The organism is Streptomyces brasiliensis (genome assembly GCF_014647875.1).
Classification (GTDB): Bacteria; Actinomycetota; Actinomycetes; order Streptomycetales; family Streptomycetaceae; genus Streptomyces; species Streptomyces brasiliensis.
On sequence record NZ_BMQA01000035.1, the window covers coordinates 39,358 to 57,485 of the forward strand.

At 67.8% G+C, this 18,128-nt stretch carries 16 protein-coding genes and 2 pseudogenes; 11 read left to right on the forward strand and 7 right to left on the reverse strand.

Annotation, left to right across the window (positions count from 1 at the left end; translation table 11 throughout):
* Positions 1 to 149 precede the first annotated feature (149 nt).
* From IEZ19_RS34520 to IEZ19_RS34545, 6 genes are all read left to right on the forward strand, one after another.
* Positions 150 to 1,019 carry a carbohydrate ABC transporter permease gene (locus IEZ19_RS34520; RefSeq protein WP_189315330.1) on the forward strand — a complete coding sequence of 290 codons (870 nt, stop codon included), beginning with the start codon at positions 150 to 152 and terminating at the stop codon, positions 1,017 to 1,019.
* Between the two features lie 11 nt (positions 1,020 to 1,030).
* Positions 1,031 to 1,924 (forward strand): carbohydrate ABC transporter permease, encoded by an 894-nt coding sequence (locus IEZ19_RS34525; protein ID WP_189315331.1) that lies wholly within the window; start codon positions 1,031 to 1,033, stop codon positions 1,922 to 1,924.
* A 33-nt stretch (positions 1,925 to 1,957) separates the two neighbouring features.
* Positions 1,958 to 2,137: a DUF6903 family protein gene (locus IEZ19_RS34530; RefSeq protein ID WP_189315332.1), complete on the forward strand. Its 180-nt coding sequence runs from the start codon at positions 1,958 to 1,960 to the stop codon at positions 2,135 to 2,137.
* Positions 2,134 to 3,558: an alpha-L-fucosidase gene (locus tag IEZ19_RS34535; RefSeq protein ID WP_229841174.1), complete on the forward strand. Its 1,425-nt coding sequence runs from the start codon at positions 2,134 to 2,136 to the stop codon at positions 3,556 to 3,558. The genes IEZ19_RS34530 and IEZ19_RS34535 overlap by 4 nt, the downstream gene beginning before the upstream one ends.
* Positions 3,559 to 3,734: 176 nt before the next feature.
* Complete coding sequence (locus IEZ19_RS34540; RefSeq protein ID WP_189315333.1) at positions 3,735 to 4,751, forward strand: peptidylprolyl isomerase; 1,017 nt, start codon at positions 3,735 to 3,737, stop codon at positions 4,749 to 4,751.
* Positions 4,748 to 7,114 (forward strand): discoidin domain-containing protein, encoded by a 2,367-nt coding sequence (locus IEZ19_RS34545; RefSeq protein ID WP_189315334.1) that lies wholly within the window; start codon positions 4,748 to 4,750, stop codon positions 7,112 to 7,114. The genes IEZ19_RS34540 and IEZ19_RS34545 overlap by 4 nt, the downstream gene beginning before the upstream one ends.
* A 279-nt stretch (positions 7,115 to 7,393) precedes the next feature.
* Here the strand turns inward: IEZ19_RS34545 and IEZ19_RS34550 are convergent, their stop codons facing one another.
* Positions 7,394 to 8,185 carry an SDR family NAD(P)-dependent oxidoreductase gene (locus tag IEZ19_RS34550; protein WP_189315335.1) on the reverse strand — a complete coding sequence of 264 codons (792 nt, stop codon included), beginning with the start codon at positions 8,183 to 8,185 and terminating at the stop codon, positions 7,394 to 7,396.
* Between the two features lie 614 nt (positions 8,186 to 8,799).
* Between IEZ19_RS34550 and IEZ19_RS34555 the strand changes: the two genes are divergently transcribed.
* The gene (locus IEZ19_RS34555) at positions 8,800 to 10,050 is read left to right on the forward strand and encodes an IS110 family RNA-guided transposase (protein WP_444545198.1); all 1,251 of its coding nucleotides are present in this window, start codon (positions 8,800 to 8,802) and stop codon (positions 10,048 to 10,050) included.
* 336 nt (positions 10,051 to 10,386) lie between these two features.
* Here the strand turns inward: IEZ19_RS34555 and IEZ19_RS34560 are convergent, their stop codons facing one another.
* A complete protein-coding gene (locus IEZ19_RS34560) occupies positions 10,387 to 10,929 on the reverse strand; it encodes a hypothetical protein (protein WP_229841175.1) in 543 nt (180 codons plus the stop codon).
* A 26-nt stretch (positions 10,930 to 10,955) separates the two neighbouring features.
* Positions 10,956 to 11,201: a hypothetical protein gene (locus IEZ19_RS34565; protein WP_189315337.1), complete on the reverse strand. Its 246-nt coding sequence runs from the start codon at positions 11,199 to 11,201 to the stop codon at positions 10,956 to 10,958.
* A 196-nt stretch (positions 11,202 to 11,397) separates the two neighbouring features.
* Between IEZ19_RS34565 and IEZ19_RS34570 the strand changes: the two genes are divergently transcribed.
* The 3 genes from IEZ19_RS34570 to IEZ19_RS34580 all read left to right on the forward strand — a co-directional run bounded on the left by IEZ19_RS34570 (position 11,398) and on the right by IEZ19_RS34580 (position 13,314).
* Positions 11,398 to 11,637, forward strand: a complete 240-nt coding sequence (locus IEZ19_RS34570) for a hypothetical protein (RefSeq protein ID WP_189315338.1) — start codon at positions 11,398 to 11,400, stop codon at positions 11,635 to 11,637.
* A 187-nt stretch (positions 11,638 to 11,824) separates the two neighbouring features.
* Complete coding sequence (locus IEZ19_RS34575) at positions 11,825 to 12,748, forward strand: DNA-processing protein DprA (protein WP_229841176.1); 924 nt, start codon at positions 11,825 to 11,827, stop codon at positions 12,746 to 12,748.
* Complete coding sequence (locus IEZ19_RS34580) at positions 12,745 to 13,314, forward strand: hypothetical protein (RefSeq protein ID WP_189315339.1); 570 nt, start codon at positions 12,745 to 12,747, stop codon at positions 13,312 to 13,314. The genes IEZ19_RS34575 and IEZ19_RS34580 overlap by 4 nt, the downstream gene beginning before the upstream one ends.
* On the opposite strand, the gene IEZ19_RS34585 is transcribed toward IEZ19_RS34580, so the two are convergent.
* Together IEZ19_RS34585 and IEZ19_RS34590 are read right to left on the reverse strand one after the other, a co-directional pair.
* Positions 13,280 to 14,218: a MerR family transcriptional regulator gene (locus tag IEZ19_RS34585; RefSeq protein ID WP_189315340.1), complete on the reverse strand. Its 939-nt coding sequence runs from the start codon at positions 14,216 to 14,218 to the stop codon at positions 13,280 to 13,282. The genes IEZ19_RS34580 and IEZ19_RS34585 overlap by 35 nt on opposite strands.
* A 209-nt stretch (positions 14,219 to 14,427) precedes the next feature.
* Positions 14,428 to 15,000: a GNAT family N-acetyltransferase gene (locus tag IEZ19_RS34590; protein ID WP_189315341.1), complete on the reverse strand. Its 573-nt coding sequence runs from the start codon at positions 14,998 to 15,000 to the stop codon at positions 14,428 to 14,430.
* Positions 15,001 to 15,259: 259 nt separating this feature from the next.
* Here IEZ19_RS34590 and IEZ19_RS34595 point away from each other — a divergent pair.
* Positions 15,260 to 16,121, forward strand: a pseudogene (locus tag IEZ19_RS34595) (AfsR family transcriptional regulator); the annotation flags it as partial.
* 295 nt (positions 16,122 to 16,416) lie between these two features.
* Here the strand turns inward: IEZ19_RS34595 and IEZ19_RS34600 are convergent.
* Both IEZ19_RS34600 and IEZ19_RS34610 read right to left on the reverse strand, forming a co-directional pair.
* Positions 16,417 to 17,151, reverse strand: a complete 735-nt coding sequence (locus tag IEZ19_RS34600; protein WP_189315342.1) for a dienelactone hydrolase family protein — start codon at positions 17,149 to 17,151, stop codon at positions 16,417 to 16,419.
* 537 nt (positions 17,152 to 17,688) lie between these two features.
* Positions 17,689 to 17,808, reverse strand: a pseudogene (locus IEZ19_RS34610) (transposase); the annotation flags it as partial.
* Positions 17,809 to 18,128: the final 320 nt, after the last annotated feature.

Genomic DNA, 18,128 nt, shown 5'->3' on the forward strand with positions numbered 1-18,128 from the left:
GGACTGCTTCGTACGACCGGAGGACCGGCACGGTGACGACCCTCTCCACCCCACCCCATGACTCAGCGGACCTCACGACGAGACCCGCTCCGACCCCCCGAGGCTCCCGGCGCGGCGCCCGTTCCCCGGCTCGGCGGCGCCGCGGCGACATGCGCTTCGTGCTCGCCTGTCTGCTTCCCGCGCTGGTGCTCTTCGCGGTGTTCATGGTCTACCCGACCGTGAACGTGTTCCGGATGTCGCTCTACACCTGGAGCGGGTTCTCCCCGGACATGAAGTTCGTGGGGCTGGACAACTTCCGCCATCTGATCGACGACGACCAGTTCGTGCGTGCCTTCCAGAACACGGTCGCGTTGTTGGTCGTGGTGACCGTGGTGACCATGGGTATGGGTCTGTTTCTCGCCGCGATCATGACGCGGCAGAAGCTGCGCGGCCGTAACGTCCTCCGGTTCATCCTCTACATTCCGAACATCCTCTCCGTGGTCGTGATCGCGGCGATCTTCTCCGCCATCTACGACCAGAAGAACGGTCTGCTCAACGGGACCCTGCGGTTGCTGTCCCTCGACGGCTGGCAGCAGGTCTGGCTCGGCAACCAGAAGATCGTGCTCTACTCCGTCGCCATCGCGATGGTCTGGCAGTCGCTGGGCTACTACATGGTCCTCTACATGTCGAGCATGGCGAGCATCCCCGAGGAGCTGTACGAGGCCGGCGCGCTCGACGGCGCCTCCAACGCCCGCCAGTTCTTCTCCATCACGCTGCCGCTGATCTGGCAGAACCTGCGGACCTCCCTGACCTTCTTCATCATGAGCGCGGTCAACCTCAGCTTCGTGCTGGTCCGCGCCATGACCGGCGGCGGCCCGGACAGTTCCTCCGAGGTCCTGCTGAGCTACATGTACAAGCAGGCGTACACCAACTCCTCGTACGGCTACGGCATGGCCATCGGTGTCGTCATCTTCGCGTTCTCGTTCCTCGTGTCGCTCCTGGTGAGCCGGGCGACGCGGCGCGAGCCCCTCCAGTTCTGAGGACCCGCACCATGACTGTGATCAACTCCTTGCGCCCGCGCACCGCCCGCTCGCGGACCGGACGTGTGCTCACCTATGCGCTCGTGTTCGTCCTCGCGCTCGCCATCGCGGTGCCGGTCGTCTGGGTGCTGCTGGCCTCGCTGAAGAAGAAGAGCGAGTTCTTCGGCAGCCCCTGGACGCTGCCCGAAGGCCTGCGTTTCCAGAACTACGTCGATGCATTCACCGACGCGCACATGGGTCAGTACTTCCTGACCTCGGTGTTCGTAACCTTGCTCGGCCTCGTCCTCGTCCTCGCGGTGTCCGTGCCCGCCGCCTACGTCATCGCCCGGTACGAGTTCCCAGGCCGCGGCATCGTCGAGATCGCGCTGCTCGGCGGCCTGTTCGTCAACGTCAACTACATCGTCGTACCGATCTTTCTGATGCTGGTCGGCTGGGACAAGGCGCTCGTCGACGTCTTCCCCGGCGGGTTCTTCATCGACAACCCGACCGTGCTCTCGCTCGTCTACGCGGCCACGTCGATCCCTTTCACCATCTACCTGCTCACCGCGTACTTCCGATCCATCCCGGTCGAGTACGAGGAGGCCGCCTCGCTCGACGGCGCGTCCCGCTGGCGGATCATGACCCGGATCATGCTGCCGATGGCCCGCCCGGCGGTCACCACCGTGATCCTCTTCAACTTCCTCGCCTACTGGAATGACTTCATCATCTCGCTCACCCTGCTGCCCGGCGACGGCAAGACCGTCCAGGTCGGCCTGCTCAACCTGTTCACCGCTCAGAAGGCCGCGGCCGACTACGGGCGCCTGTACGCAGGCATGGTCATCGTCATCGTGCCCGTCCTGATCGTCTACGCCTTCATCCAGAAGCGGCTCATCGAAGGCATGGCATCCGGCGGAGTCAAGGGCTGACGGCCGCACGGCCCAAGCGGAAGGAAGACCGGCATGAAGGACTCGACGCGTGCGGCGCTGCTCGTCGCCGTGCGCACGCTCGTCGCGGCGGCCTGTGTGGCGCTCGTGGTCATCGAGCGGTCGACGATCGGATGGGGGCATCTCGGGGTGATGCTCCTGGCTCTTGCGGGGCTGCTGATGCTGCTCGCCTCGTACAACCGGAGGTTTCGTTGAGCACTACGGCGTTCGAGCAGATGCTGGCCTCGGTGCGACCGAGCGAGCGTCAGCTCGCATGGCAGGAGATGGAGTTCTACGGGTTCATCCACTTCGGCATCAACACCATGACCGACCGGGAGTGGGGCGAGGGCCACGAGGACCCGGCCCTCTTCGACCCGTCGGACCTGGACGCGGACCAGTGGGTCGCCGCGATCAAGAGTGCGGGAATGACCGGGGTCGTCCTGACCTGCAAGCACCATGACGGGTTCGCCCTGTGGCCGAGCGACGTCACCGACCACTCGGTCGCCTTGTCTCCGTGGCGCGGCGGCAAGGGCGACGTGGTCGCCGAGGTCGCCGACGCGGCCCGCCGGCACGGCCTGAAGTTCGGGGTCTACCTCTCCCCGTGGGACCGCACCGAGGCGTCCTACGGCTCGGGAACCGGCTACGACGACTTCTACGTCGCCCAGCTCACCGAACTGCTCACCCGCTACGGCCCGGTGTTCTCCGTGTGGCTCGACGGTGCCAACGGCGAGGGCCCGAACGGCAGGCGCCAGGTGTACGACTGGGAGCGCTACTACGCGGTCGTCCGCGAACTCCAGCCGGACGCGGTGATCAACGTGTGCGGGCCCGACGTCCGCTGGTGCGGCAACGAGGCCGGCGAGACCCGCCCCGACGAGTGGAGCGTGGTGCCGCGCGCCCTCCAGGACGCCGAACGGACCGCATCCCGCTCCCAGCAGGCGGACGACGGCAGCTTCGCCCGGCTGGTCCGCAGCGACGACCGCGACCTGGGCAGCCGTGCCGCCCTGGCCGGACACGAGGACGACCTGGTCTGGTACCCGGCCGAGGTCAACACCTCGATCCGGCCCGGCTGGTTCCACCACCCGGCCGAGGACGGCCACGTCCGTTCCGTCGACGAACTGTTCACCATCTACCTGCGGTCCGTCGGCGGCAACTCCTGCTTCCTCCTCAACATCCCCCCGGCAGCCGACGGCCGCCTCCGGGAGGCCGACGTGGACACGCTGAAGGGCCTCGGGCAGCGCATCGCGGACTTCCGCTCCCGCCGGATCGAGGCCGACGCGACCGTCACCTCCGGCACCCCGGGCGATGTCGCCACAGCCTGGCCGGGCAAGGCCCGCACCTCCTGGCGGCCGGACGACACCGACGCCCGCCCCACTGTGACGCTCGCCTTCGCGGGCGCCCGTCCCGTCGAGGCGGTCGTGCTGGGCGAGGACATCACGCAGGGGCAGCGCATCGAGCACGTCGTCGTCCGGGGCGGCCGGAACGGTGACTGGACGACGCTCGCCGAGGCCAACGCGGTCGGCTACCAACGCATCCTCACCTTCCCGCCGGCCGAGGTGGACACGGTCGTCGTCGAAATCATCCAGAGCCGGGACACCCCCGTCGTCTCCCGGGTGGCGGCGATCGGGACGTCCTTGTGAAGTCGGCGGCCACCAGGGCGGGTTCCAGCAGGCCCAGCAGGGTGGGTGGCGCCCGTAGGCCGAGCGGTTCGCGCAAGCCCGGTGCCCGCAGAGCGACGCCAACCGGCAGGCAGGCCGGGGCATCCCGCCCGCAGGACACCCCCCGCAGCCGGCCTTCACGGCGCACCCTCGCCGTGTTGAGCGCAGCCTGCCTTGCCGTCGCCGCGCTGGCCGTCGCCGCGGTCACGGTCCTCGGCCACCACCGCGGAGACGAGGTCGCCTCCCTGGACGGACACCCGGTCACCCGCGACGAACTGCTCTTTCACATGAAACGGCTCGCCCCCACCGTGCAGAACGAGCTGCGCACCAAGTACCACCTCCAGGGCACGTTCACCTGGAACGCGAAGACCGGGAACAGGACCGCGCTCCAGCGCCTGGAGACCCGTGCGCTTGACGAGATCCGCGAGGACAAGACGACCCTTCTCCTCGCCGAGGAACAGGGCCTGATCGACTCGGTGGACTTCGCGGATCTCGAAGGCGAACGGACGAAGGAGAACGGCTCCCGCGCCCAAGCCATCGCCGCCGGCCGAACCGTCTACGGCGTCACGCAGTTCTCTCCCGAGGAGTACTACACCCATCGGCTCACCGAGCTCACGACCAGCCTGAAGGACCGGCTCGCCGAGGACTCCGGCGAGCCGCTCCACGTCACCGACGCCGAGGTCCGCAAGGCGTTCGACGCCGACCCGGAGGTCTGGAGCGCCAACGCCACCATGTACACGTACAGCCAGCTGGTGGTGCAGGTGCCGAAGGAGGCTTCCGCGGCCCAGGCCACCGCCGTCCAGCGGCGGGTGAAAGCCGCGGGCCGCCTTTCGGCCGTCACCGGGGAACCGGACGCCAAGCTGACGACCGGCACGTACGACGGCGGCTCGAACGGGCTGAACTCGCACGACCAGGACCTCATGTCCGTGCTCGGCAAACTCGAGCCGGGCCAGATCTCGGCACCCGTGAAGGGCACCGGCCAGATCACCTTCTACCAGCTCGACAGCAAGAAGACCGACGAGGACAAGGCGTTCAAGCAGTACGCCCAGCGGATCCGCCAGTCGCTCGTGGAGAAGAAGTTCGACACATACCTCCAGCGCCGGGCCGACGACGCCTCGATGGACGTCGACGCCTCGGCGATGGGTGCCATCAACACGAAGGATGTGCAGCAATGAGACCTGCCGGCAACGGCCCACCCGGCGGAGAGAGGGCATCGAAGCGCCCGAGAATCACCGCGCGGACGCTTCGCGCGGGCCTGACCTCCCTGCTCGCCGCCCTGCTCGTGGGGTCGCTCGCCCCGGCCGCACACGCGGCGGCCCTGCCGAAGCCGTCCCCGGCGGCCGCGGTCTCGGCTGCCGGTCAGTCCTGGCCGGGCAACTTGCCGAACACAACGGGCGGCAAGGACTACTACATCGACGCCACGCACGGCCACGACGACGCGGCCGGCACCTCCCCGAAGATCGCCTGGCGCAGCCTGGCCAAGGCGAACGCGACGACGTTCAAGCCTGGCGACCGCATCCTGCTCAAGGCCGGTGAGCAGTGGCAGGACGAGCAGTTGTGGCCGAAGGGCTCGGGCAGCGCGGGCAAGCCGATCACGATCTCGGCGTACGGCGACCCACACGCCGGCCGCCCCTACATCGCGACGAACGGCAAGGTTCCCAGCCCGTTCAACGCGGACGGCACGAAGAACCCGAAGACCGTCGGTCTGACCGGCGCCATCGTGCTGCGCAACCAGCAGTACTGGGACGTCGACAGCGTGGAGCTGTCCAACGACGACGACTTCGCCACCGACATCACCACCGGCTCGTACGTCCGTGACGGAATCATGGTCTCGATCAACGCCGACCTGCTGAAGGACGGCGAGGACAGCATCATGGACCATTTCCGGATATCGAACATCTACGTCCACAACCTCGACGGCCCGAGCAGCTGGCAGAAGATCCACTACGGTGGTGTCGACTTCCAGGTCTTCGGCAGCAAGAGCTACAAGGACTACGGGACGGGCGGCTACTACTTCAAGGACGTCCGGATCGAGGACAACACCTTCGAGAACGTGGAACTGCACGCTGTCCAGTTCGCGTTCAACTGGTTCGGCGCCGACAGCGCCGACTCGGGCCAGTACGACGAGAGCGGTAAGTGGCACGACGGCTGGGAGCAGCTGTGGGTGCGCACCCGCGACCTGTACAGCCGTGACGTCTACATCGGCCACAACTACGCCGAGAGCATCGGCCAGGGCGCCTTCCAACTCGCCGACACCCAGCGGATGACGGTCGAGTACAACGAGGTCAACGGGTTCCTGAAGCGCTACGACGCGGTGTCCTGCGCGCTCTACCTGTGGGCGGGCGCCGATTCGACCATGCAGTACAACGAGGTCTACGGCGGTCCGGACAACGAGTACGACGGCACCCCCTGGGACCTGGAGTACACGAACTTCAACGTCACGTACCAGTACAACTACTCGCACGACAACGCGGCGGGCTGGATGGCCTACATGGGCAACAGCTCGAACTCGGTGGCTCGTTACAACCTGAGCGTCAATGACAACGGTGTCCTGGTGAAGAACATGCTGTCGACGAACTACTCGCCGACCTACTTCGCGAACAACACCTTCGTCTACGACGGCGCCGACCTCGACTACGTCCACGACGAGACGTTCCTGAGCCGCGTCCACTTCCTGAACAACATCTTCTACAACACCTCGAAGACGGCCCCGACGACGTGGTACCGCCGCACCGGCGCGCTGCGGCAGGCCGTGTTCGCCAACAACGACTACTACGAGGCGAGCGGCAAACACTCCGCCCAGGAGCCGGCCGACCCGGACGGGCTGCGGGCCGACCCGAAGTTCACCGGTGACCCCGCGGACTACGTCACCGGGGCGGGCGTGGACAGGATCAGGAAGGCTGCCGCGCACTTCTCGCTGAGCAAGGACTCGCCGTTGATCGACGCGGGCCGCTACAACGCGCACCTGGGCACCGCGGACTTCCTCGGTACGCACCTCTACTACGGCGACGCGCCGGACATCGGCATCGCCGAGGCGCCCCTCGGCAAGCGGGTCGCCCACCCGGTCGACGACGATCCGATCGAGGAGGAGACCGACGACCGGGTGAACCTCGCGCTGGGCAAGACGGTCACCGCCAGCTCCACCCACCCCGGGGCGAACGGCACGCTCACCGCGGACAAGCTGACCGACGGCGACCTGACGACCCGTTGGGCAGCGGCCGATGACGCCACATATCCGATCACACTCGACATCAACTTCGGTTCGGACACCACCTTCGACGAGGTCTACCTGGATGAGTACACCGACGCGGGCACCAACCCGCGGGTGCAGTCGTTCGAGCTGCAGCGCTGGGATCCCGGTACCGGCCAGTGGGTGACCTTCGCGAGCCGCGAAAACGGTATCGGGCACGACCTCACGGTGACCGGCTTCAGCAGTGTCACGACCTCCCGGCTTCGGGTGTCGCTCACCGGGCAGATCGCGACGGAGACCTACACCCCGACCTTGACCGAAATCGCTGTGTACCACACCGGCAAGTAGGCCGGAGCGTGTAACAACAACGGGCGGGTGGACGCCCCTGCGTCCACCCGCCTCTGAGGCGGCCCGTGACGAGCGGGTCGCTGGGGCCGCCGATGCACCTGCCGGCCCGAAAGACGCCCGCTGCTGTCACCGGCCCGGTGAACGTGTCTCGATAGGGGCTTTGCTGCACAAAGCACCGTCACAGTCCTGACTGCGCACCGGAAACACGATCGTCCGCCTCCCCAGCCGCTTGTCAGATTGTGCCACTCTGCGTGTTTTGGTGATGTAGCGGGTGCGTCGTCAGTCGGCGATCATGCCGGCGCTGAGGTTGGCGATCGCCGCGGTCATCGCGGCGGCCCGGTCGGAGGCGACGAAGGCGGCCACGTCGGCGATCTCTGCGACCGTGGGCAACTGTTTGCGCAGCGTCCGCTCCGTCATACGGGCCTGGAACGCGTCGCGGCTGATGCCGTAGGCATCGGCGTGCAGGCTGTACACCTCCGTGAGCTGTGGGGTCTCGGGCATCCCCGCCGCGTTCAGGCATACGACGCGCACGCCATTCGGTCCGAGCTCGGCAGCCAGACCCCGGGACAGCGCTTCGACCGCCGCCCAGGCCGGTGCCATGCCCCCCATGAGCGCGACGGCCGTACGGGAGGGACTCGCGGTGATCGTCAGAATCACACCTGATCCCTGAACGGTCATGCGGCGGCCGGCCGCTCTGGCGGTCAGGAAGTTGGCCTTGGGGTAGGTGGCGATGGGCAGGTCGAAGGCGTCGGGCGACAGGTCGACGAAGCGGGTGCCTTGAATACCTGTCTGGGGCAGGCTGATCGCATTGAAAGAGACGTCGAGGGAGCCGGCGTTCCGGACCACTGCGTCGGCGTGCGCTTCCACGGCGTCCTCGTCCATCACGTCCACCGTGGCGACGTCGGCGACGCCACCGGAGGCCTGGATCTTTTCAGCGACAGCCTCCAGCGCGGCGGTGGTGCGTCCGACGAGGAAGACCCGTGCTCCCTCCGCGGCGAAGGTGTGAGCGACCGCGCTTCCGACGGAGCCGCCCGCTCCGTAGACGATCGCGTTCTTGTTTTCAAGCAGCACTGTTGCTCCCGGTTGTCGATTGGTGCGGACCTCGGTCCGTCACTGCTACCGACTCGGCGACCCGCCGAAAGGAATCGATCGAGACGGCCGGATTTCTGAGCGTCGCAGTGTCGCTGATCGGGGCAGTGGCGAGGTTCGGCATCTCAGGTCGCCGATCTGGGCGGAGAGGTAGCAGACCCGTGGGAGTCGGCGGTGGCGGCGTAGCGACGCATGCTGCGGCCAATCCGCTCGGAATCGCGTGGAACAGGGACGAGACCGGCGGGACCGGTGACCCCTGCGAGGCGGCTGGCGTTGCCAAGGGTCATGTCCCACCGGTGCAGGTAACGAACTCTGGGCCGAGTGCCGGGCCCATGCGCGGCATGCTCAGGATGACCTCCGCGTCCCGATGCTCGCCGAACCGGCTGCCCAGCTGCCGCTGCCCGTTACCTTCTTCGTGGCCCCGCAATGGGGCTCCCGGCCTCCGGTCCCGGCATGATTCTGCTGCCCAGTCAGTCATGATCGAAAGGGTGCTGTCACCGGGCACGGAGGCATTGGCAGACCGCTGATCAGGGGCATGGGCGCTGAACCCGCACCGGGTGAGGCAGGCTCTCCGTAACGTGGATGCCGGCACGCTGATGCCGCAGGCAGGCCGGGATGGTTCGGAGCTGGGGAGCGAGGATCACGTGACCAAGGACGAGACCGTCGACGTCTATCTGGGCCTGGACGTCGGCAAGGGCGAGCACCACGCCACCGCCCTCACCCCGGCCGGGAAGAAGGCCTTCGACAAGCCCCTGCCCAACACTGAGCCCAAGCTGCGTGAGCTGTTCGCCAAGCTGCAGGCCAGGCACGGCACCGTGCTCGTCGTGGTCGACCAGCCTGCCTCCATAGGCGCCCTTCCACTGGCGGTCGCCCGGGATATGGGCTGCCAGGTCGCCTACCTGCCGGGATTGACGATGCGTCGGATCGCGGACCTGTATCCGGGTGAGGCCAAGACCGACGCGAGAGACGCCTATGTCATCGCCGACGCGGCCCGCTCGATGCCGCACACGCTCCGCGCCATCGACCCGGCTGATGAAACCACAGCCGAACTGCAGATGATCACTGGCTTCGACGACGACCTGACTACCGAGACCACCCGCATCAAGAACCGCCTGCGCGGCCTGCTCACCCAGATCCACCCCTCCCTCGAGCAAGTCCTGGGCCCACGCCTGGACCATCCCGCCGTCCTGGCCCTGCTGGAGCGCTTCGGCTCACCCGCTCAGATCCGCAAGGCCGGGCGCCGCCGCCTGGTCACCCTGCTGCGGCCGAAGGCACCGCGGATGGCCGAGCGCCTGGTGGACGACATCTTCACCGCACTCGACGAGCAGACCGTCGTCGTCCCCGGGACCGAGGCCGCAGCACTGATCGTTCCCAGCCTCGCCTCCTCCCTCGCCGCCGTCCTCGACCAGCGCAAGGTCCTCGCCATCCGGATCGAGCAACTGCTGGAGGCACACCCTCTTTCCCAGGTCCTGACCTCCATGCCCGGCGTCGGGGTCAGGACCGCAGCCCGCATCCTCATCGACGTCGGCGACGGCACCGCGTTCCCTACCGCCGGGCACCTGGCCGCCTATGCCGGCCTCGCCCCGGTCACCCGGTCCTCCGGCTCCTCCATCCGCGGCGAGCATCCCGCCCGGCGCGGCAATAGGCAGCTCAAACGCGCCCTCTATCTCGCCGCGTTCGCCTCGCTCAAACAGCCAGAGTCCCGCGCCTATTACGACAAGAAGCGCAAGGAAGGAAAGCACCACGTCGCAGCCGTCATCGCGCTTGCCCGACGACGGATCGACGTGCTGTTCGCGATGCTCCGCGACGGCACCTTCTACCAGGCCCCAGCCGTCACATCAGCTTGACGAAGACCATAGGGGCCCCCTTTCGGTTTGGAAGATCTCATCACCGGTCTTCCGGCCAGGCGGATCCTCACCGGCCGACAGCCGCCAGGGACCAGCTGGCGGAGCTCTCACCGGTCGTACAACAGGCCCTGCCACTCACCCGGGCCCCTGGTGCACCTGAAGGGCGGGCGCTACCACGGCGCCGACGCCCACCGCGGATGTTCCGCCACGACGCGAATCCGTCCGTTCCACGTGCATTCCTGACGGCATCACTGTGATCACGAGACGGGCGCTGGAGCCAATAGGTCTCCGGCGAGGCCTCGCAGGGCGTCACGTCGTCGTTGCGGTCGCATTGCCTCAACCGGCTGAGGACAGGCCGCGCTTCGCGGCGGATGCGATGTGATGGCGTGTCACCTTGACGATCTCGTCCCAGAACGGCTTGGCGGTGAGGTAGGTGCCGAGCGCGGCGAGGACGCCGAGGGAGACGTCGACGCTGAGGCGTCCTTGCTCGGCCCAGTAGACGTCACGCAGGTCGAGCAGCAGGGCGAACTCATCGGTGATCAGGGCGGTTCCGGCGCCGTAGGCAGCGGCGACCGCGGGGTGGCCGACGGCCCGTTCGTCGCCGCGAACGGCGATCAGCCCTATCCCGGCCAGCGTTGCGATACCGAAGTTGTAGTGGTGCAGGTGTTCACCGCCGGCGGAGATGTTGCCCCAGGGCAGCCAGCCGCCCCGGATACCGTGCGTGATCAGCCGCACCGTGCCCCATGTCGTGCCGAAGGACGCCCACGTGACGATGAGCGACCGTTTGGTCGGGGTGAGATTCCGGTCCGCGACCTCGCGCCATCGCGCGACCAGCCGCGGTCGGGCGGCTGTGAGCGGGCCCTCGGTTGCTACGCCCACGGGGTGCATTCCTGCCGTCGGCCCGCTCATGCCCCGCGCTCCCCACGCTGGGCGTCGGTCGGCGCACCGGCAAGGCTTGCGGCGACGACGGCGGCCACCACTTCCATACAGAGGTGGCAGTAATCCTCGCGCTCCATCGCGCCTTCTGGTGTGACGGTCGCCTTCCTGGTCAGCGGCCGGCCGCACAGAGAAAAGTCATCATGATCGAGAACGTGCCAGAGCAGCACTGGGCCGTTCTCGGTGGTCAGTTGATCGGCGCGCATGTTGTACATCAGCCAACCCCCACACGAATGCGGTTGCGGTTCACCCACAATGAGACGGCCCATTCGCCCGAACCGGCGAGCCGGAGCCGCCGAACGGGTGAACCCTGATCGCGCCAGACGGACGTACCCGGCTGGCCCGAGGCGACTGGCGCTTCACCCTCTGACGACCCCGACCGGCCCCGTCTGTGCGCTCCCCCCGTGGCGGATGGGGGCCTTCCACTGCCCGCGATGCCTCCTCGACGACTTCACCACCGAGGGCAAGTCCATCGAGTGGCCCCGCATCCTCCTGGCCAGCGCCAAAGCCGCAGAGGTCATCGCCTTGACCATCGGCAAGTACGGCTCGGCCCGCCACACCGCCTACCGGCTGCGCTTCGGCATCACGATCGACCTGTACACGGTCGGCGACCTTACCCACTTCGTCGCCGCCGGGCAGAACGGCGGCTGAGCCAGTGCCTCGTCCGGCATGTCCGGCCCGCCCGCACCCCTTCGCGGCCCGTGAACGCCATGATGAAGGTGGCCCGAGTACACCGCTTCATCCTTCGCTTCATCCTTCGAACATCCCGGGGCCGCGAGTAGAAGGACCCCCCGATGGACCTCGATATCACCGCTGACCAGCACGATCTGCTGACGCTGTGCGCGCTGCGCATCGGCAGCTCCACCTCGACTGGAGCCTGCTCGCACGCAGCGCCCAGAGCCCCGAGGGCCTGGCCGCGCTCATGGACGGGCAGGTGCGCGAGGACTCCGGCGCCGCCACCAAGAGCCGGCCCCTGCTGCAGCAGGGCCTGATTGCCGGCTCGACGACGCCCGCGCCCGCGTCGACGACGAGCTGGCCGCGGCCGGGAGGGCGGGCGGGCGCCCGTCTGGTCATCGTCCTCGACGAGGACTACCCGGCGAACCTGCGCATGATCGGCAACCTCCCGCCGTTACTCTTCTACCGCGGCGAGCTTGACCCGTGCGACGCCCGCTCCATTGCTGTCGTCGGCACCCGCCAGGCCTCCGAGGACGGACTGAGGCGGGCCGCCCGGATGGCCCGCGAGCTCGTCGAACACGACGTCGTGATCGCCAGCGGACTCGCCAAGGGCGTCGACGCCGCCGCCCACCAAGCCACCCTCACCGCCGGCGGCCGCACCTTCGCCGTCATGGCCACCGGCATTGCTGCGCCCATCCACCCGGCCGAGAACCGGCCGCTCGCCAAGGCCATCCTCGCCTCCGGCGGCGCGCTGGTGAGCCAGTTCTGGCCCACCAGCCCCCCGGCGAAGTACACGTTCCCGCGCCGCAACGTCGTCACCTCCGGCACCACGCTGGGCAGCGTCGTGATCGAAGTCTCCAGCACCCCCGGCGCCAAGATGCAGGCACGTCTGGCCGCCGAGCACGGCAAGCTCGTTTTCCTGATCAGGTCCCTTGCCGACGCCCAGCCCTGGGCCAAGAAGATGGTCGACGAGGACCGGGCGATCCTGGTCACCCAGTCCAGCGACATCACCGAACGCCTCGCACGTGCCGCCGACATCCAGCGCGCCGGCCAGCAGCGACAGCAGCTCGCCTTGGCCGGCCTGTGACGACAGGTCTGCCCGAACCGGCAGGCTTTCCCGAGTGCCCGGCGTGCGCTTACGTCGTCACCGGCACCGCACGCCTGTGCTCCGACTGCGCTGGGCGCACCCTCCAGCCCGTCTCCGGCAGCCACTGCTCGTCCTGCTCCCAGGCCGTCGCGCCCGGCAGACCGTGCGGCAACCGGCTCTGTGCGCTGCCGGTCTCTAAGCGGGGGTTCTCCCGCGTCGACGCGGTGGCCGTGTACCCCGGAGTCCTCCGCGACAAGATCCACCGACTCAAGTACGACGGGGCACACGGCTGGGCGATGATTTTCGGCAGGCCGCTGGTCGGCTGGATGGAGAGCCACCCTGAGCAGATGGAGGGCGTCGACCACGTCGTGGGCAACCCGACCGCTGCCGGTCGCCAGCCGCTCCAGCACATCGAGGCGATCATGAATGCCGCCTCGCGCACCGCCGCATGGACGGCCACCTCGTCGAACGCCCGGCGACCCTCGCGGCTGATCGAAGCCGCGAGGACCGGGCCGGCCGCCAGGCGCGGGACTATTGCCCGGTGCGGGCGCGCAAGGCTTCCGTGAACCATGTGAACACCGGTGCCAGGCTGGGTGGGACAGGCCATCCGTTGATGACGGCCAGCAGGTGCCAGTAGCGTTCCGCGCGGGGGTCACCGGCGATCTCCAGGCGTGTCAGCAGCCAGTGGCGCAAGTCGGTGTCATCGGCGCGGCTGAAGGTTTGCGCGTAGCGGGCGGTCAGGGCGTCGATGATGGGTGTGGCCTCGGCAGAAGCAGGGGCGATGCCGGCATCGAGCGCGCGGCCGACGCTGTCACGGACTGTTTCGGTCAGGTCGTGGTGCAAGCCGGTGACGTCGCCTTGGGCGCGCTCGGCTGCCTGGTACTGCGCCATGCGGCGGACGGCCGCACGGAAGTCGGGATCCTGGGTGAGCTCGGCGAGTTCCACCCAAGCGTCGACCTGATCGGGGTCGGGGTCGTCGGGCAGGTCGGGCATGGCCGAGCGCATCATGTCCACGAACTCGGCATTGGCCTCGAGCCCGCCGAACGTGTCGTCGATGAAGTCGGTGATGAGGCGTCGGCGTTCGGCGTCGGAGAACTTGGCGAGCTTGTGCATGAGGTCCATTTCCTCGAGGGTGGATCCCCGTTTGGCCACCGCTCGCAGCACAGCGCGCCGCAGTCGCAGGGTGCGGATCTGCACCTCCAGTGCGTCGGCGTGTGCGGCCGCGACCTGGGGCACCGAGACCTCCCGGTCCAGTACCTGCCGGATTACGGCAAGGTCGAGCCCCAAGTCACGCAGGGTGCGCACCAGGTCCAAACGCGCCAGCGCGCCGATGTCATAGAGCCGGTAGCCAGCCGGGCTGCGGTCTGTCGGCGGCACGATTCCGCTGTCGGAGTAGAACCGAATGGCCTTGACCGTCAGCCCGGTGCGCCGGGCCAAGTCCCCGATCGTGAAAAGCGTGTCGCCGTCCATGCCTGCACCCTCGCGCCTCCCCCTACGGGAGACTCAAGCCCAGTCTCCCCGCTGCGCTTCCACCCCGCTGGATTTCCCCATCCACAGATCTTGACAGTTACTCCAATCTTCCGGTCCTGTGGATCACGGCATCAGAGCGCCGTGCCAGTCAATCGCCGCAGTGGAACGGAGCACCGGCGCCCAGGCGCCGTCTCGCCAGAGAGGAAGCCTTAGCGGGTGGGAATCGGCACGGCCGACGGCCGCCACTCTCGCCTGATCAACCCGAACACCCACGAGTCGGATACCTCGCCGTTCACGATGCAGTCTTCCCGCAACGTCCCTTCACGCACGAATCCGATCTTCTCCAGGACCCGGGCAGATGCCACGTTGCGCGTATCGGTCTCGGCCTGAACTCGATTCAAGTCCAGTGTGTCGAATGCCCACTGCAGCAAGGCGCGCGCGGCCTCCGTCGCGTAGCCGTGGCCCCACGCCGCATCGGCAAGACAGTAGCCCAACGACGCGCTGCGGTAGTCCGGGTTCCATCGAGTCAGACTGCACCAGCCGATGAAGGCCCCGTCAGAAACACGGTCGATGGCCACCCGCGCCCCGGTGCCTTCGTCCGCCATCTGCCGGCAAACCGCGATGAAGCGCTCGGCGCGGGCCCGTTCGTTCCACGGCGGGGCGTCCCAGTAGCGCAACACGTAGGCGCTGCTGTGCAGCGCGAAGAGCGGGGCCGCGTCGGCGTCGGCGAAAGGTCGCAGTCGCAGGCGAGCGGTGTGCAGTATGGGGGTGGCCAGGGGCATGCACGCCATCTTGCCTCATCATGAGGGCGGCCAGAGCACCGAACACCCGATACCGGTCCGGTCCTCACGACCAGGCATCTCCATGGGCCGACGGGCAAATGTGCCCACCCATCTGCAGATCCCTGGCGGTAGCCGCTGTCCAGCGCCAGTACCGCTCAAGACGATCGGCAGCTGCCTGGAGTGCCACGACGGCACCCCGGCCGACCCGAACAGATACACCTTTCCGGCCCCAGACCCTCACCGGCTGGCCGTCTGACAGCAGGCCGGCGACCTTGCTGTGAAGGCCACCTACGAGCTCGGATACGGCGCCCTGGAGCCCGCCCAGGCACGCGCGTTCCGGCTGCTGGGCCTGGCGGACGGGCCGGACATCTCCCTGGCCGCGGCCGCAGCGGTGCTGGATCTGCCGACGGACGAGACGGAAGACCTGCTGGAGTCCCTCGTCGACACCTCATTGCTGGAGTCAGCCGAGCCCGGCCGCTACCGGTACCACGACCTGGTGCGGCTCTACGCGCGCGCCTGCGCCGAGCGAGACGAGTCCCAGAGCGAGCGGGATGCCGCCATCTCCCGCCTGCTGGACTTCTACCTGGCCACGGCTGCCGCGGTGTACGCGATCGAGCGGCCCGGCGACCGGCTGGTGGACGACCTGGAGTCAACCGCTTGTCCTGGACTGAGTTTCGCCGGAGAGTCCGCAGCCCTGGACTGGCTGTATTCCGAGGCAGCCTGCCTGCTGGCCTGCGTACAGCAAGCCGCAGGTACGGACAGGATTCGGCGCGCGATCGATCTGCTGTGGGCGGCCAAGGACCTCAGCGAGTCCGGGGCCAACTCCCACCAGTACGAAGCAACCACCAGGGCCATGTGCGACGCCGCCAGAGCCAGCTGCGACGGCCGAGCCGAGGGTAGGGCACGCACGATCCTGGCCGATGTCCTCCTCGATTCCGGCCATATCGAGCTGGCGGAAGAGCAGGCACAGCTCGCCGCCGAACTCGTCGGATCCGCGCACGATGCCACCGCCATCAACTGGGTGGCCAACAACCGAGGCCTCATCCGTCTGCGCCACGGCCGGCACGCGGACGCCAAGACCTTCTTCGACCAGGCGATCGATGGGTTCCGTGCGCTCGCCAGCCTTCCCTTCGGGAACGCGACCCGGGCCACCCGCACCGTCTCCGCCGGAATCTCCCCCGGCCCCTTCGGCCGCATCGACATCGACACCCACCCCACACAACAACGTCGGTCTCCACGACCGCAACCGGATCGTGGAGACCGACGTCACGCGAGGGGCCGAATTAACCAACAGCGTCCGTACGAACGCGGCCGGGCCCACGGCACACACAGCAGAGGAGCGCCGGGACCTTCCCTCGACGAGCAGCATCCTGGTCAGCGCGGCTTACCGTCAGCTGGCGGCCTGACGACCCGGCTTCACTTCAGGTGCCGGGTGAAGAACTGGGCCGCGGCGTCCCCCGCGAACTGCGGGACGCCGGTGTGCCCGCCCATATTGGCATGCAGGGACTTCTCCTTGGAGCCGAAGGCGTCGAACAGGTCCAGGGCCGCCTGCCGGTCGTTCCCCTCGTCGTCCCACTGCAGCAGGACGTGCAACGGAATGGTGACCTGGCGGGCCTCCTCGAACATCGCTCGAGGCACGAAACTTCCAGCGAACAGACCGGCGGCCGCGATGCGCGGCTCGACCACCGCCAGCCGAATGCCGATGGAGATCACTCCCCCCGAGTATCCGACCGGGCCGCCGATCTCGGGCAGCGCAAGGAGGGCGTCCAGGGCGGCCTGCCATTCCGGGACCGCCTTCTCGACCAGCGGGAGGATGAGGGCGTCGACGATCTCGTCGCTGACCGGCTCGCCGGCCTCCATCGCCTGGCGCAGGTCGGCGCGGGCCTGCTCGACGGCGGCCCATCGGGGCCGGTCGCCGCTTCCGGGGAGCTCGATGGTGGCCGTGGCGAAACCCTCCGCCGCGGAGTGCTGGGCTCGGCCCACCAGCCGGGGGTACATCTTGCGCAGCCCGAGGGGAGGGTGGCCGAGCAGGATCAGCGGCACCGGTGCGGATGCGGACGCGGGCGTCCACAGGATGCCGGGGATCTCACCGAGGGTGAATTCGCGCTCGAGGACATCGTCGTCGAGACGCTGTTCAGAAGTGAAGTGCATGGTCGTGCCTTTCGGGAGTGCTCAGAGCGGCGCTCCCGGACGACCTATCGCCCGACCGTGACCCCGGAAAGGAGCACCCATGTCGATACTGCGTTCACGGGTACCACCTCCTCGTTCTCTAGCACGGCCTCCGAAAACGTAGCAGTGGTCGCGGTGGTCCGCCAAACGGATTCTTGCGCGAGGTCCGTGGCCTGATGCCAAGGAATCGGAACACCACGCAGAACTCCTTGGGGCCTCATCGCGGCTTCTCGTGGCGAGGTCCTGCGACGGCGGGGCGCGCTGGGGGCGATGTCGTTTCTCATGAACATCGAACACGACGCGCCGTCGACGCCTCCCAGTCTCATGTACCAGTGCTGTCGGTTCTCGGGTTCTGGCTCAACTTCCGTGATGTCGCCACTGTCCGTCACGACAACAGGACTCGCTTCCGGAGGAGTTGGAAGCCAGCCCGGCCGAACATTTGGCGCTTGAGCATCTTGATCCGATTGACGTGCCCCTCGACCACGCCTGAGTTCCACGGCAAGGTCAGACCTGCCATCATGGCCCATACCGCTCGGGCACATCCCGCCAGGCCGTCCCGGTGCGGAACTTCCACACGATTCCGTTGAGGACCCTTCGGTCGTCCAACCGCTTCCGCCCCCGCAAGGAAGCGGGCAGCAGCGGCCGGACGAACTCCCACTCGGTATCAGACAGTTCATGGCGATGTATCACCCGACCATGATCCACCACTCAAGATCATTTGTAACCTGCGCTGGTTCCGCCACAGCACCGACGTCACCACGCCGACCCGTGACCACGCCATCGCCCGTGCCACCGGTTACCGCTACCTCGACGAAGCCAGCACAGTCCTCGTGTATCACGCACCAAACCTGCACGACGCCCCACGACCACCTCAACGTCACAAGTTCGGGACCCGTCCGGTCCTTTGGGCCAGGACAGTTTCAAGTTCCTTGGTTGGGGGGCTGGTTGACGGTTCGTGG

Coding starts and splice junctions, on each gene's coding strand:
- IEZ19_RS34600 (WP_189315342.1), bottom strand. CDS start 17,151: ATGCACTTCACTTCTGAACAGCGTCTCGACGACGATGTCCTCGAGCGC.
- IEZ19_RS34545 (WP_189315334.1), top strand. CDS start 4,748: ATGAGACCTGCCGGCAACGGCCCACCCGGCGGAGAGAGGGCATCGAAG.
- IEZ19_RS34530 (WP_189315332.1), top strand. CDS start 1,958: ATGAAGGACTCGACGCGTGCGGCGCTGCTCGTCGCCGTGCGCACGCTC.
- IEZ19_RS34555 (WP_444545198.1), top strand. CDS start 8,800: ATGCCGCAGGCAGGCCGGGATGGTTCGGAGCTGGGGAGCGAGGATCAC.
- IEZ19_RS34525 (WP_189315331.1), top strand. CDS start 1,031: ATGACTGTGATCAACTCCTTGCGCCCGCGCACCGCCCGCTCGCGGACC.
- IEZ19_RS34520 (WP_189315330.1), top strand. CDS start 150: ATGCGCTTCGTGCTCGCCTGTCTGCTTCCCGCGCTGGTGCTCTTCGCG.
- IEZ19_RS34570 (WP_189315338.1), top strand. CDS start 11,398: ATGGGGGCCTTCCACTGCCCGCGATGCCTCCTCGACGACTTCACCACC.
- IEZ19_RS34590 (WP_189315341.1), bottom strand. CDS start 15,000: ATGCCCCTGGCCACCCCCATACTGCACACCGCTCGCCTGCGACTGCGA.
- IEZ19_RS34585 (WP_189315340.1), bottom strand. CDS start 14,218: ATGGACGGCGACACGCTTTTCACGATCGGGGACTTGGCCCGGCGCACC.
- IEZ19_RS34565 (WP_189315337.1), bottom strand. CDS start 11,201: ATGTACAACATGCGCGCCGATCAACTGACCACCGAGAACGGCCCAGTG.